Source organism: Acidobacteriota bacterium, from assembly GCA_028874215.1.
Taxonomy (GTDB): domain Bacteria; phylum Acidobacteriota; class UBA6911; order RPQK01; family JAJDTT01; genus JAJDTT01.
Genome location: JAPPLF010000086.1, coordinates 39837 through 54922, shown reverse-complemented (window position 1 = coordinate 54922; position 15086 = coordinate 39837). Strand labels below are relative to the sequence as shown.

The 15086-nt window shown below is 61.8% G+C and carries 8 protein-coding genes, 1 tRNA gene and 1 other RNA gene; 6 read left to right on the top strand and 4 right to left on the bottom strand.

The features are described 5' to 3' along the window. Positions 1-154 precede the first annotated feature (154 nt). Positions 155-1849, top strand: a complete 1695-nt coding sequence (locus tag OXT71_17260; protein MDE2928143.1) for a cache domain-containing protein — start codon at positions 155-157, stop codon at positions 1847-1849. Positions 1850-2220: 371 nt separating this feature from the next. Then, a complete protein-coding gene (locus OXT71_17255) occupies positions 2221-2526 on the top strand; it encodes a transposase (protein MDE2928142.1) in 306 nt (101 codons plus the stop codon). An 11-nt stretch (positions 2527-2537) separates the two neighbouring features. On the opposite strand, the gene OXT71_17250 is transcribed toward OXT71_17255, so the two are convergent. The 3 genes from OXT71_17250 to coaE all read right to left on the bottom strand — a co-directional run bounded on the left by OXT71_17250 (position 2538) and on the right by coaE (position 7057). Next, positions 2538-3818 (bottom strand): sialidase family protein, encoded by a 1281-nt coding sequence (locus tag OXT71_17250; GenBank protein ID MDE2928141.1) that lies wholly within the window; start codon positions 3816-3818, stop codon positions 2538-2540. 15 nt (positions 3819-3833) lie between these two features. After that, positions 3834-6248: a sialidase family protein gene (locus OXT71_17245; protein ID MDE2928140.1), complete on the bottom strand. Its 2415-nt coding sequence runs from the start codon at positions 6246-6248 to the stop codon at positions 3834-3836. A 197-nt stretch (positions 6249-6445) separates the two neighbouring features. Then, positions 6446-7057 (bottom strand): dephospho-CoA kinase, encoded by a 612-nt coding sequence (coaE, locus tag OXT71_17240; GenBank protein MDE2928139.1) that lies wholly within the window; start codon positions 7055-7057, stop codon positions 6446-6448. Between the two features lie 90 nt (positions 7058-7147). Between coaE and ssrA the strand changes: the two genes are divergently transcribed. Both ssrA and OXT71_17230 read left to right on the top strand, forming a co-directional pair. Then, positions 7148-7504: a transfer-messenger RNA gene (ssrA, locus tag OXT71_17235) on the top strand. Between the two features lie 165 nt (positions 7505-7669). Next, complete coding sequence (locus tag OXT71_17230; protein ID MDE2928138.1) at positions 7670-8887, top strand: integrase arm-type DNA-binding domain-containing protein; 1218 nt, start codon at positions 7670-7672, stop codon at positions 8885-8887. A gap of 144 nt (positions 8888-9031) precedes the next feature. Here OXT71_17230 and OXT71_17225 read toward each other — a convergent pair. Next, positions 9032-9118, bottom strand: a tRNA-Leu gene (locus OXT71_17225). 186 nt (positions 9119-9304) lie between these two features. On the opposite strand from OXT71_17225, the gene OXT71_17220 reads away from it, so the two are divergent. Beyond that, entirely contained in the window at positions 9305-11260 is a 1956-nt protein-coding gene (locus tag OXT71_17220) for a zincin-like metallopeptidase domain-containing protein (GenBank protein ID MDE2928137.1), read from the top strand. Between the two features lie 998 nt (positions 11261-12258). After that, the gene (locus OXT71_17215) at positions 12259-15012 is read left to right on the top strand and encodes a lactate dehydrogenase (GenBank protein ID MDE2928136.1); all 2754 of its coding nucleotides are present in this window, start codon (positions 12259-12261) and stop codon (positions 15010-15012) included. Positions 15013-15086 lie beyond the last annotated feature (74 nt).

Here is a 15086-nt window from a genome sequence, read left to right as displayed (position 1 = left end):
ATCTGATTTATAATCAGTGAATTACGTCGATTCCATTCTGGAAGTTCAGGCTAGGCGAGCAAGTGAGATTGCGTGTAGCATACAACTCATAGACGCATACCGTTTGGGTCAGGACGCAGGGTGCCGGCTGCGTCCCTTAAATGAGGAGAATGGGATGAGATTGAACTGCAAGGGAGCGCTGTCTCTCGCCGTTCCGGCATTGGTCATGTTGGCGGGCGGGTTTGCCGAGGCCAAGACAACTGCCGGCGAGGTCAAGGACGATGCAACCCTCGAGGCCTTCGTCTTGGGGGCGAAGGCGGAAATCGAGGCGATCACGGACGTCAACGAAGGAGCAAAGCTCAGGGAGAGGCTGAGAACGGAGGGCGACTGGAAGTCCGGATCGATGTTCCTCATCATCTTTCTCCCGACCGGAGAGCCGTTCATCCATGGGGACGATGTGACGGCTGAGAGGAAGAATCTACTGGAGGTCGAGGACGACAACGGTCTCAAGGTCGTCCAGGAACTCCTCGCGGCCGCTGCCGGAGGCGGCGGTTTCGTCAGGTACCACGACGGGGAGCCGAAGACGGCATACGCTGTCGCATACACCTCGGGGATCACCGGAAGAGGATTCGTGCTGGTCGGCGGCTACTCCCAGGATGTCTCCCATGTCCCCATCCTGATCCCGGATCTGCCTGAGCCGGCCGTCACCGCATCGCAGGTCGTGGACCGCGAGACACTCATCACCTTCGTCGAGGAAGCGGCCAGGGTGTACCGCGAAGCCGTCCTGTCCGAAGGCTACGCCACTCTTACCGGGATCAGAAACGCCTTCCGGTTGGAAGGAGGGGACTGGAAGTCAGGCTCCATCTACCTGTGGGTTGTGAGTGGCGGGGGCTTCATCCTGTTTCACGCAACCGAGCCGTTTCGCGAAGGCAGGCGCACGGACCTGACGAGGACGGACATCAACGGGGTGAGGTTCGCCGAGGAACTGATCGGAGGAGCGCGGGGCGAGGGTCGGAAGTTCCTGGAGTACTATTACGACGACCCCACCATCGAGGGAGACGAGGACACCGGTTCTTCGAAGCTGGGTTACGCGGTGAGCTTCCCGGTGCCCAACTCGCAGCAGAAGGCCGTCATCGGCTCCGGCATCTATCTGGGAAATCAGGTCGCGCTGGACTTCGCCCATTTCGGCAACGGGTCCGCCATCAGTTCCGATGTCGTGTTGGTGAACCTGGCCGCCACGCCAATCCGGCCTTTGGTCTACTTCTACGACAAGACGGGAGACCTCATCGATCCGGGATCGGTGGTGGACGTGGGCGGAAATCTGGACGCCACGGAGTACGGGGCAATCACGCTCCAGTCCGAATTGGAGTCCTTGGGAGAAGTCACGATTTCGACCAACGGCCGGGGAGAGACGGTGACCGGCTCGGTGAAAGTGATCTCCGAAGGTCCCGACAGTCCCATCGGCGGGGTCTTGCGCTTTGACATTCCCGGCGCCGGCGTGGCCGGGGTCGGAGCCGGTCGGCCGGTCCGGGACGCCCTCTTCCCGGCGCGCCGCCAAGACGGAGGCATCGACACCGGGGTGGCGCTCCGAAACCTGAGCGAGTCCGAGTTGACCTTGACCTGTCATCTGATGATGGGGGGCGAGGTGGTGGAGGAGAAGGAAGTCCCGCTGCCGGGCAACGGTCAGGACGCCATGTTCATCAGTGAGATGTTCGAATACGATACGTCCAACTTCACGGGATCGGTGCGTTGCGTGGCGCCGGGAATCACGCAGAGGTTTACGGGGGTCGCGGTGGAATTGGATTCCATGAACGGTATCTTCACCACGCTGCCGATGATTCCTCTGGACGCCGATATGCCTTCCGAGTAGGCAAGGGCGGTCGCCGTCGACATCTTCGCCACGGTAGGAGGGGGGACTTTCCTGTCCCCCCGTCTTCTTCTTTGTCGCTACGGGATTCGGTGAACCGGCGGTGTAGAGGGAAGACTATCGTCCGCCAATCCCCCCAGGTCGGCGACAGCAAAGTCGCCGCTTGAGAAAGAGGAGGGGCGAATTCCAATCGCCCATTCTTCGTCGCCAAGTTTTTCAGTCAGGAATTCGGCGATTGGAAAGTCGCCGCTCCAGTTCGGCGGTTAGGCTGAACTTCCAGCCAGTCTGACCGGTTTTTTCTCCTAAGTCATTGATTTCAGGCGTCTTGTCTCGAATTGTATTCCGTAGGGTGTACCCCTGTAAGTACTTGACTGTTGTTTCCTTTGGCCGTCCAGGTCTTCAAGGGCAACACCTCCGACCCGGCCACCGCGGGATCGGTGGTCGAGAAGCTGCGCCACCGCTTCGGGCTCTCCCGGGTGGTCCTGTTGGGGGACCGGGGGATGCTGACTCAGGCGCGGATCCGCGAGCAGGTCCAGCCCTCGGGACTGGAATGGATCACCGCTCTGAGGGGGCCGGCCATCCGTCAATTGGTGGAGTCCGGAGCCGTGCAGATGTCGCTGTTTGACGACGAGGATCCGGCTGGTGCGCCGCCATCCAACAGGAGTGACTGGACCCGGTAGGCAAGCGCAACTTAACGCCCGGGTGGAGAGTTGGGGGACAGGCTGTCTTCGCCGTTGGTCAACCACTCGATATCGAAATGGGCGAAAGTGATTTTTTCGTATGGCGTCTCATCACCGCGCTCATAAAGGCAGCCGATCGTCATGTCCGACAAAACGGTCAGGCACGAATAGGCTGAGGGACCCCCATGAAGTTGTTTGGCAACCGGCCAACTTTTTCCCTCGTCGTAGCTGAGACGAACGGTCATGTTTCGCCTTTCCCGGTCAGCAGGATTGGAGAACAAGATTCGATCTTTGGCGTAAAGGAGTCGGTCCGTGAATCCGAGCAGGCTGGCCTGGCAACGGGGCTCGATAAGGGTCGGGTCCATGCTGACCTCACGCCAACTCATGCCCCCGTCAATGCTTCTGGCGGTCTTTCGGTGATTTTCAAATTGACCACGCATGTTGATCAGCAGCGAACCGTCGGCCAACTCGACTAGCTGACTTTCATTTGTCTTCCCTTCCGCCTGCACCTCGCCGCCAATCCTCCACGTCTCTCCGTGGTCATCGCTGTACATCACGTGCGATCCGTAATAGTCGAGTCCGACAAGATAGTAGCGCGGGATGATCAATCTGCCGCTCCGCGTCTGTATCCCTACCCCCGGCCCGGGGGAACCGGCCTGCCATTCGGACTTCTTGACCATGGCGGTGACATCGATGGGCTTCGACCACGTCTGGCCGTTGTCTTCGCTCTTGACAGACCACAACATCACGGTGGGACCGTAGAGGCCGGGCCGGGCGTTCCGACTTCCGATACCCACCGGATAGTATCCGAAGAAGACCCGGATGGTTCCCGTGTGCCGGTCGACCACGGCACAGGAATCCGCAGCGGCTCCCTCTCCCACGTCCGCCAGCACCTTGAGCGCACCCCAGGACCGGCCGCCATCCATGCTGCGCTTCATGACTATATCGATGTTGTTGGGAGCATCACCCGTACGATTGACTCGAGCATCGCAGATCGCCAGCAGGCTTCCGTCGTTGGCTGTGACCAGCACGGGAATTCGGTATTCGGTCACCCCATCTTCACCCGCGACAAAGACATCCGTCTGTTCGAAGAGTTGGTCCTGAGCGGTCAGTGGTGCTGAGGCCCTTGCTGCAAGCACGAGGAACGCGATCGTGGCCAGACGCGGTGTTCGACTTGCCTTTGTTTTGGTCCGTGGGCTGAAGCCCACGGTTCTGTGGGATAGCGGCGACTCCTTCAGAGCCGCAAGCTTCAGCCTGCGGGCCCCGTGCACCTCTGGATTTTTCTTTTTCATCAAACGTTGCCTTCCTTAGTTGCCCACCGGAGGTAGATCCGACGGCAGCACGTACGTCCCCCGAATCCAGGAACAGCGATATAGATAGGGACCGGTGGCCGGCCAGGCGACTGCGGTATCGTCCGTGTAGTTCACCACGAAGATCCGTCCGTCCGGCAAAGTGGTCCATCCGGAGTATCCCTGGTCGATACCGAACACACTGGCCTCGATCTCGATCACATGATCGAGCTGATACTGGTCCGGGAATCCATCTCTTTCCGCCACCCAGGACGTTCGGTGCAGCTTGCCGTTGAGATCCGTAACGGTCGCCTCCACCCGCTTCCACAGGCTAAGACCCGTCACCTCGGGCACGATTTGCGGGGCAAACATCTGCATCCGCACCCACTCCGACGTCGGCAGGTAGACATCGGGCTGCGGATAGTTGCCAAAGGAGAGAAGAAGGGGGCTGGCGGGAGGTGGAGACCAGCTGTGCTTGAGGCGACGACTGTCGAGCTTGGAGGTTTCGAGCTGGAGTTTGTCGTCTATGAGAATTTCCACCTGTCCCCGGTCACTCGTCACACGATAGGTGTGGTACTGGCCAGGAGTAATCGCTGCCGAAATCGTCTCGTCCCCCACGAAATCGACGCGATCCGGAAAAATCCGCAATTGTCCAGCAAAGGGAATTGCGATGGTGGCCGCCTGACCCCGATTCTCTTTAACCAGGACTTCGGCCGTCAGCTCGATTCGGCCTTTCGGACCGTGTGGTGGTCGCAACAAGTACCTCGTGAACTGCCCGCTGCGCCCATCGCTGTCGATGTAAAGAGCTCCATCCTTGAGGCCCTTGCTGGAGCGATCGTTGAAGTGGATCCCGCCGATCTGAAAGCCGACCCTTTCCATGGGATCCTCCACCCAGGCCCGCAGTGCTGGACGGCCCATGTAGCTTCGGGTTGTCAGCATGATCCGCCCGTCGGGGAGAAAGTCTGCTTTCACGCGTCCTGATATTGGAATTGGCAAATCCTCGGGCTGAGACCAGGTCTTGCCCCCGTCCTGGGAGAATATGCGAAACGCGGGATAGCCATCCTCTCTGCTCTCTCGGGCGTAGATAACCAGTCGCCCGTCCGGTATCTCAAGGATGCTGACTTCGCTCCCGGAGTGGCCGCTTGCGGAGTAGGTGTCCAGTAAGGCACGAAGCTCCCAGCTTTGGCCCAGGTCGCTGGATCGGAACACCTGGAGCCTCTCCCGGGGACGATCTTCCGAATCCGTCTCTGAGCGGGGCACGAGATCGGAGCTGGCCAGGAACCAGGTCCCGTCGGAGGCTTCCAGGAGATGGCTCACAGCGTAGTGAGTCTCGAGTCCCAGTGTTCGCACGTCGAAGCTCCCGACGACGGTCCAGGTCTCGCCCTCGTCACGACTCCTTTTGATCTCGATGGTCGGGACTTTCTCACCACTGATGAAGAGAAGGGATCCGTCACGAAGGCGCTGAAGACGCTCATTGGTTCCATAGGAAGCCACCATCAGTCTTTCCGGTCCCCAGGTCTTGCCCAAGTCGTCGCTGATCCTGATGACCGACTTGCCGAGACCGCCGTGTCGGAATCCGTCGCAATAGGTTGCGAGGAGCCTGCCGGAAGAAGTCGCAACGACGTCGGCAAAACCTTGCCAGCGATTCTGGTCTCGCGAGATTGTCACGTGGCGGCCGGGACGTCGCCAAAGCGATCGCATGCTTTGAAGCCTGAAACCGGAATCCGGCTTGACGACCCGGTTTTTTTTCGCCTGAGGGTGAGGCCTCACGCTCTCTCCCGTCGCCCATGGCTCTCCACGGATCAGCAAACTCTCGATGTCGGTCGCCTGCGGAAACTGCTCGACACGCGCCTCATTGATCTCGGAAACCGGGCTGATCAGAGGCGCGTTTTCGACCAGCAGAAACCAATCATCGTCCCCGCGCCCGCTGCTGGACACATTCACTTGTCCGGCCCGAAGGTCGAGCTTGAGTTTGAAATCGTAAGGTGTTTGCGGACGGGCATAGCCCCCGAAATAATCGAGGCGCCCGTCGGAGGCCCAGGGAACCAGCTGCGACTGTTCTCCCGGCAAACCGCTACCGTCGCGAATTCCGAAACGTACCGCAGGGTAGAATACGCTGGCCCTCCTCTCTCCCACCGTGACGATCTGAGCGGCCTGCGGATGGCCGTCCTGGTGGGGAACGGGATTGGCAGGCGTCATCATGAAAGTCGCGTAGACATAGGCTTCACCTCGAACCCCTTCGACGTCCACCCGGTGCGTTCGGACGTCCAGAGCGTGTTCCAGCGACTTCCCGTGGCGGTACCGGAACGAGTGGGAGCCGGTCTGCTCGGACGTTTTCCTGGCAGACTCCTGAGCCTGGATCCCCAACCAGCCGCTCGCCAGCGCCGTGGCCAGTCCCAGATTGCGGATCCAGGCACCCCTGAATCGCTTCACTGCCGAACCTCCGTTCTCCTTCCTTGGAAAAGCATCAGAAGTAGGAAAAGACGAGTAGAAGGCTATCCCGCTTTATGGGTATCTGTATAGCAGACAGCGTAGCCGAAAGACCATTGGTCGCTCTGCCGGATCGGATTCGCGGCCTGAGGTGTAAAGTGCCAGGACATAGTTTACAAGTTGTGCCAATGTGGTTGCCCTCATTCGGCAAGTTGCAACAGCTTCCGGTGCACCTCCCGGACCCGTTTCCGGGTCCGCGCCCGATCCCTGCTGCTGTCGATGACGAAATCGGCGAACCGGACCTTCTCCCCGACGGGCATCTGGGAGTCGATTCTCGCCTGGGCTTCTTCTCTCGTCAGTCCTCCCCGGCCCAGGAGGCGCTCCAACTGCTGCTCGGGACGGCAGGAGACCACCACGACGCAGTCGTATTTCCGATAGGAGCCCGTCTCCACCATGAGCGCGGCGTCCACCATGGCGAGGACCGGCTCCGATGCAGCCTCCCGTTGCAACCGGGCCAACCGGCGGTCGAGTTCCTGGTGTATTCGCGGGTGCACGATACCGTTCAACCGCTGCCGCTGCTGTTCGTCCCCGAAGACGGCGGCGCCCAGCTTCGTGCGATCGATGGCGGAGTCGTCTCCCAGGATCCCGGTCCCGAAGTGTTCCACGATGTTCCGGTAGGCCGGCTCGCCGGGAAGGATGACCTGGTGGGCCACGTCGTCGGCATCGATGCAGCGGACTCCCAACCGGCGGAACTCGTTCAGGGCAAAGCTCTTGCCGCAGGCGATCCCGCCCGTGAGTCCGATCTTGAGCACGGGAAGATGATAGCAGCCTGGAGGACGCCACTCTTTTTTTTGCAACCGGACAGACCAAGATGCCGTCTAGTACACTACGGACAAGGAAAGGGGGGCGACTGGATTCGACGGGAGTAGTTGAGGTCGTGGATGCATGTCGAGGTGCCACCACCTCGTAAAACCGTGGCAAAAAACAACAAGTGCCAACGATGAGTTCGCACTCGCCGCGTAATTGACGCGGTCGTTCCGGCCTTCAGGCCCGCAGGGAGGTTCGGGGCGTCATTTCAGCGGGCTTGCCGGTTCCTTGCCCCTCCCTCGGCGGGGAACCGAGACCTCAATGAGGGACGATCCGGCTGGCGGCTTTTCCAGTTTCCATGCCAACTGGGTCGGATCGGGAAACTGGATAAGCATGTAGACTCTGCCGCCGAAGGCTTCCGGACGTGGGTTCGATTCCCACCGCCTCCACCAATTCCACATCCAATGCCGTCCAAATAATTCCATTTAAGTCTTATTTACCCGATATTTAGGGAACTTTTCTGCCTAGACCGATCCAGTAAGTTCCCTTGACAGCCGGGGGCATCTAGGGGCAATATTGGGGGCAGATCAGAAATCTTCTGAAGGAGTTGCCCCCAGATGCCCCTCACCGCCACGGCCATTCGTCATGCGAAACCCTCCGCGAAGACCCGAAAAATGTTCGACGGAGGCGGTCTGTACTTGGAATTAACTCCCCGTGGCGGCAAATGGTGGCGGCTGAAATACCGCTTCGGCGGCAAGGAGAAGAGGATCTCCTTGGGGGTCTATCCCGACGTGTCGCTGAAAGAAGCTCGGACTCGGCGCCATCAAGCCCGCCAGTTGTTGGCCCGAGACATCGATCCCAGCGAGCACCGCAAAGCACAGAAGGCCGCGAAGGCGCAACGGTCCGCCAACAGTTTCGAAGCCGTGGCTCTGGAGTGGTTCACCAAACATGCTCCAAACTGGGCCACGAGTCATGCCAACCGTGTCCTCAGCCGACTGGAGCGGGACATCTTTCCATGGATGGGCGGCCAGCCGATTGCCGGCATCACCGCCCCAGAATTGCTGGCGGTGGTGCGCCGGATCGAAAACCGGGGGGCTCTGGAGAGTGCCCACCGAACCCTTCGGATCTGCGGACAGGTGTTTCGCTATGCGGTGGCCACGGGAAGAGCCCAGCGTGACCCTGCGGGTGATTTGCGAGGCGCATTGCCGCCGGTCAAGAGAACCCACTTCGCCGCTCTGACCGAACCCCGGCAGGTTGGACCCTTGCTGCGGGTCTTGGACGGCTACCAAGGAACGCTGATCGTGCGCTGCGCCCTGCGCTTTGCGCCTCTCGTCTTCGTGCGGCCTGGGGAGTTGCGTCACGCCCAATGGTCGGACATCGACTTTGAGGCCGCCGAGTGGCGTTACACTGTCAGCAAGACCGAACTCCCGCATGTTGTTCCGCTTTCCCGTCAAGCGGTCGAGATCCTGCGCGAACTGCATCCCCTGACCGGGCAGGGACGCTATGTTTTCCCCAGTGTCCGCACTCCCAACGGTGGCCGGCCTATGAGCAACAATGCCGTTTTGGCCGCCCTGCGGCGGATGGGAATTGGCAAGGAGGAGATGACGGGCCATGGGTTTCGGGCGATGGCGAGAACGATCCTGGATGAGGTGCTGAGCTTTCGTCCCGACTTCATCGAGCACCAGTTGGCCCACGCGGTGCGGGATCCCAACGGACGAGCCTACAACCGCACGGCCTATCTGCCGGAACGGAGACAGATGATGCAGGAGTGGGCCGACTACCTCGATCAACTGAAGGCCGATGTCGTTCCGATGCAGCCAAAGCGACTGGTTTAAAACTGAGAAATTCACCTGAGCGGTGGTCTCTAGTGCCGGCTGGTTTCCCGTCGAAAAAACCCAAGACATCCAGAGATCGCCTGCAAGGGAAGGGAACCGGCGTTCAATCTCCTGTGCGGTCTGTGGCGAGCGGCTTTCAAAGAGTGCCCGGGGTGGGAGTCGAACCCACATGGAGGGAGAACCTCCACAGGATTTTAAGTCCCGCGCGTCTGCCGGTTTCGCCACCCGGGCATCTATCCACCCCTCCAACGGGGACCGGCGGACCGATCATATCCAGGAAGCGCGCCCGGAAGCCACGGCCGACGAATCCGTCTCCAGCCGCCAGGGAAGATCCCGGCAAGGGTTTTCTCCGGAGTGTATTCTCAATCCACGAGATCCTGGTTCCGGACCCGCACTCCCGGAAGAGGTGCGATCCTCATGCTCTGGCGCCGCCGAGTCCCACCCCCCGAACCCCGGCCGGTCCTGGAGACCTTCGTCCGGCGGGTCCTCGGGCAGCTCCGCAACCGCCGGTCCCCCTGGCAACAACACCAGCCCTCCGAGGACCGGATCTGGCCCGAGCGATTCCCTTCCCGCCAGCCCTACGACGGAGTCCAGGGATTGCACCTTCTCTGCCGGGCCGCCGAGCGGGGATATTCGGACCCCCGCTGGGGCACCCGGGACCGGATCGAAGCCGCCGGTGGCCGGATTTCCAAGGATCAGACTGGTGTCCTCCCCCTCCCGGCCCGGGATCTTGATTTCCAGCCGTCGGAGAGTCCCCCGGACCAGGACGGCTCCGAAGAGGGCTCGGCCGCTCTTTTCAACGTCGAGCAGACCGGGGGCCTGTTCCTCCCGCCGCGCGACAACCGGCCCCCGCCTTCCTGGGAGGTCTACGAACGGGTCGAGCGCCTGTTCGAAGCCAGCGGCGTCGGCCGCCGCCACGAACCCGGCGACCGGGCCTACTACCACCTGGGAGAGGACCGGATCGTCCTGCCGCCGCCCTCCCAGTTCGTCGGCTCCCAGCGCTATTACCAGACCCTTCTTCACGAACTCGGCCACGGGACCGGCCATCCGGACCGGTTGAACCGACCGGTCCTCGCCGCCGCGCTTCGGGACGGGACCGGCTCGACTGCTGCCGCCCGCGAAGAGCTCCGGGCCGAGATCGCGGCCCTGATGACCGGCGTCCGGATCGGCCTCGGCCACCGGCCCCGCAATGGGGAGTTCTACACCAAGCACTGGATCCAACTCCTGGAGTCCGATCCCCGGGAACTGGTCCGGGCCGCTGCCGACGCCTGGCGCATGAGCGAGGCCCTGCTCTCCGGCGCCCGCGAGATCAAGGAGCGGACCACCGAGCCGTCCTCGGTCCGTTCCGACGTCCGGGAGGCGCCACGGATCCGTCTCCGCCAGATTGCCCCGGTGCTCGCCTCCCCTCCGCTCCCCGCTCTGGAACCGCCCCGTCCGGCGCCGGGCTCCGACGTGCTGGAGCGCTTCGGCTGGCACGGACCCGAGGCCGAATGGATCGCCCTGGTCTGCCGCCACGGCGGCTGGTTCACCCGCGCCCAGTTCTGCGCCCATTTCCGCTGCCGGAGAAACCGCGCCCTGCGCTTCGTCCGCCTCCTCCTCAGACGCCGCCACGGTGTCGAGGAGGACCTCGACGGACTGCCCACCACCACGCGACTCGTCCGCATCGCCGCCAAGGCCCTGTACCGGGCGCTGGGACTGGAGCGCGTCCCCCACCCCCGGTCTTCCGCCTGGGTCCGGTTCCGCCGCCTGCTCTCGCTCGATTACGTCCTCGATCACCCCCAGCGGCGGTGGCTTCCCACCGGGCGGGAGAAGGCTTCGGCGCTGGAGGCGCTAGGCCTTTCCAGGCGGCTGTTCCCGTGCCGCCACTATGCCGGCCATGCCCAGGGACGGAGCCGGTACTTCCCCCGCATGCTCCCCCTGGCCCTGAAGGAGGACCGGGCGACCTTCGTCTACGTCGATCCCGGCCGGGACACCGACTCGGAGCTGCTCTCGTGGGGGGCGGAGCACGCCCGGCTCTGGGCCGCGCTGCGCGCACAAGACCATCCGGTGCACGTGGTCGCGGTGGCCCGCGACGACCTCCGGCGGGAGCGGGCCGAAAAGGTCCTGCGGCGCTGGTCCCGCCCGGGGCCCGAGGCCGAGTTCCAGCCCCTGTTCCCCGAGGAGGAGCAAATCATCCGCCGCATCGAGCAAGCCGCTCTCGCCAACGACCAGGAATACCTCGCCCGCTACGGCGGCTTTGTGAACGCCATGGACCACCGCCAGGCGTTGCTGGAGCGAGCCACCGCCCCCATCCCCAAAAACCGCATCCGCATCGACCGGGGCCGGACCTGGCTCTCGGTCCGGATTCCAGCGGAACCGGGGGGAGGGTTGTAGAGCGTCTGAGGGGCCGCGCGCGCCCGGTCCCGGGTGGAACCTGTGGACGTCGTGGATCCACGGGCTGCAAGGAGCACGGAAAGTCCCATTGACGGCAATGTGGCGGACCGCTCCCGGGCCGTGTTCCACCTCCGCCGGGCCTGTCCGGCGAAGTCCCGGGATGTGAAACGCACATGGGGGGGTGTGTTCCACTCTCGGAGCGGCGATTGTTACAAGCCCCCTTTCTGCCAACCTGTTGAACTCCTTCGGTTTGTCCCCGTCCTCCCGGAGGAGGCGCGCCCGGACGGGGAGTCCGGGGAGGAGAAGTGAGCGACCCCCCTGTTTTCGTGCCTCGCACGTCACGCAAGCGCTGCCAGTGTTCCACTCCGTTGGACACCGGCGCGGCATGCGCGGGGGGGGTCGCTCACTTCTTCATTGATCCCTGCGGGAAGGCAAACTGACCACCCAATGAAATGGCCGAATGCAGTCGGAATTCCAGGTGGCCGGTTCGTGGCCGGGAGATCACTACGGCTGAGTTGATCGTTAATGCCGCTCCGTCTTGGGAACCTACAGTAGGTCTGGGTTATCGTTCATCACAGTGGTTCGCGTATAACTTCAGATATACAATTGTGAACGGGAAAACAGTGCATCGAAGGGGAGTGCGGTGGAAGTTCCGAAACCCTCCAGACAGCCGGACCAGCTTCGAACGGAGATCGCGCGGCACTTGGTGCTGTCAATCGATAGCACACTCTCGCGACGCGCAGAATCACGAGCAACACCTCCATCGCGAACAGTCAGCGTGATGACGGCGACTCACTCCCAAGTCCTCGCAGCATCCCACATCACTCGGCTGAGCACGGCAATGCTCCCACCCCTGATCCAGACCGTGACCAGGCGATGGGCACCGCCCTTTGTAGGGCGGTCGGAGTCGGTGCGGTGATCCAAACTGCCTGCTCCAGTGTTATCTTGCGATTTTCGTAATGAGTGTTGCAGATGTCCAGCGGACTCCAGAGTGACCGATGAACGCCGTAGAGATTGAAGAGGCAGTCTCCCGCCTCGCGGAGAAGCCTTTCGACCCAGAGGAGTTTCCCTTCGCCTTCTTGGAGGCGTTCGGAAACAAGAAGACGACCATCAAGCGGCTCCGCGCCGGCACGACGAATCGGTCCGACATCGGCGGGGTTCTCCAACGCAACAACATCCACATCCAAGTCGCCTCCGAGGGCGATGCTGCGGCCGTGCTGGCCGCCCTGAAGGCAAGTCCGGAGACCGCCCGAGCCAAGGCGAAATTCGTGTTGGCGACCGACGTGCGAGAGGTGCACGCCGAGGAGCTGGGAAGCGGCGACATCCTGGTCTGCGATCACTCGGACTTGCCTGATCACTTCGGCTTCTTCCTCCCGCTTGCGGGAATTACGACCGTCAAGCAGATCCGAGAGAGCGCGTTCGACATCAGGGCGACGGGTCGGCTGAATCGACTCTATGTCGAGCTTCTGAAGGAGAACCCCGAGTGGGAGGCACCGGACCGCCGCCATGAAATGAATCACTTCATGGCGCGGCTCATCTTCTGCTTCTTCGCCGAGGACACCGACATCTTTCTCAGCCAAGCGAGGTTTACACGCACAATCGACCAGATGACCATGGCCGATGGATCCGACACCGCTGAGATGATCGATCAACTTTTCCGTGCGATGAATACCCCCGTTGAGGATCGGGCAGGGTCCGGCCTCCCCCGCTGGGCAGCGGTGTTTCCCCTTGTGAACGGCGGGCTCTTCGCGGACGCGGCGGAGGCTCCGCGCTTCAGCCGGATCGCACGCTCCTATCTCCTTCACATCGGGAGTCTCGACTGGAAGAAGATCAATCCGGACATCTTCGGATCGATGGTCCAAGCGGTCGCCGTCAAGGAAGAACGCGGCAACCTGGGCATGCACTACACGAGTGTGCCGAACATCTTGAAGGTGCTAAATCCGCTCTTCCTCGACGATCTACGCGCCAGACTGGAGGAGGCGGGGGACAACGGGCGCAAGCTCCTCAATCTCAGAAACCGCATGGCGCGGATTCGGGTTTTCGACCCGGCCTGTGGTTCCGGAAACTTCCTCGTGATCGCCTACAAGCAGATGCGGGCTATCGAGGCGGAGATCAACCGCCGACGAGGAGAGCGTGAGCGCAAATCCAATATCCCGATCAGCAACTTTCGCGGGATCGAGATAGCCGACTTCCCTGCCGAGATCGCCCGTCTCGCTCTTGTCATCGCCGAGTATCAGTGCAACGTCAACTACCTCGGACAACGGGAGGCGGTGGCCGAGGTCCTGCCGCTCGACAAGGACAACTGGATCACCTGTGCCAACGCCCTGCGCGTCGACTGGAGGCGGGTCTGCCCGCCCTCCGGAACTGGGGTCAAACTCGTCTCCGACGATCTATTCCGCACGCCGCTGGATCAATTCGAATTCGACTTTGAGAACGAAGGCGGGGAGACATACATCTGCGGGAACCCGCCCTATTTGGGGAGCACATGGCAGTCCACGGCCCAGAAGGGGGACTTGAAGCACGTCTTCATGCACCGGGTGAAGCAATGGAAGTCGCTCGACTACGTTGCCGGTTGGTTCATCAAGGCGGCTGACTACATGCAGACGACGCCAGGCGTATCGGCGTTCGTGACGACGAATTCGCTAAATCAGGGACAGCAGGCAGCAATCCTCTGGCCGGCAATCTTCGCCGCCGGGCAGGAGATCGCCTTCGCCCACACCAGCTTCAAGTGGGCCAACTTGGCGAAACACAATGCGGGCGTGACCGTGGCCATCGTCGGGCTGTCTAACCATCCGGGTCAGAACCGGAGACTCTTTTCTACAGGCCGAGACGGCGGGACAGTCCGGCGAGAGGCTGCCTCGATCAATGCCTACCTGGTCGCCGGTCCGAATGTGGTGGTGAGGGCGGCTCGGAAATCTCTGAACGGCTTGGCCAAGATGAGCTATGGGAACAAACCTGTCGATGGTGGACACCTCTTCCTCACCCGCGACGAGGTAACGGAACTCGGGCTCACCAAGGAACAACAAGCCCGATTCGTCCGACGTATCTATGGGTCGAGAGAGTTCATACGCGGTGAATCGCGTTACTGCCTGTGGATCGAGGACACCGTTCTGGAGGAAGCGCGGGCGATTCCGTCCATCCGAAATCGAATCGAGGCCGTCCGTCAGATGCGGCTTGAGAGCAAGAAGAGGCCCACGCGTGTGGCTGCGGAGCGGGCGCACAGGTTCGGAGAGGTCCGCCAGTCCGGATCGGAGTCCTCCATCATCGTTCCACGACACTCGTCGGAGAACCGGAGCCATCTCCCCGTGGGATATCTGGCGCCGGGTACCATCGTGGCCGACTCCGCGTCTGCCGTCTACGATGCCCCTCTTTGGCATTTGGCTCTGATCGCGTCTCGACTGCACCTAGTCTGGATCGGCACAGTGTGCGGGAAACTGAAGACCGACTTCCGTTACTCCAACACGCTCGGCTGGAACACCTTCCCGGTGCCGATTCTCACCACGAAGAACCGGGCGGATCTGACAGCTTGCGCTGAGAACATTCTTCTGGCGCGGGAAGCGTACTTTCCCGAGACGATCTCCGATCTCTACGCTCCTGGTCGGATGCCGGAGAATCTCCGCGCCGCTCACGACCGAAACGACGAAGTGTTGGAGCGTATCTACATCGGTCGGCGTTTCCGGAACGACACGGAGCGTTTGGAGAAGCTCTTCGATCTGTACACCAAGATGACAGCCTCAGAGACGGTTGCTTGACTGGGTCGGGTTGACCAAGGCACACCTGAATGACAGCTTATATCGCGATTGCGACACAGGAGGTGTTCGGATGA

Bases quoted from the DNA above. Each gene is read 5' to 3' on its own strand.
- OXT71_17260 (MDE2928143.1), top strand. From the start codon at position 155: ATGAGATTGAACTGCAAGGGAGCGCTGTCTCTCGCCGTTCCGGCATTG.
- OXT71_17250 (MDE2928141.1), bottom strand. From the start codon at position 3,818: ATGAAAAAGAAAAATCCAGAGGTGCACGGGGCCCGCAGGCTGAAGCTT.
- OXT71_17230 (MDE2928138.1), top strand. From the start codon at position 7,670: ATGCCCCTCACCGCCACGGCCATTCGTCATGCGAAACCCTCCGCGAAG.
- OXT71_17220 (MDE2928137.1), top strand. From the start codon at position 9,305: ATGCTCTGGCGCCGCCGAGTCCCACCCCCCGAACCCCGGCCGGTCCTG.
- OXT71_17215 (MDE2928136.1), top strand. From the start codon at position 12,259: ATGAACGCCGTAGAGATTGAAGAGGCAGTCTCCCGCCTCGCGGAGAAG.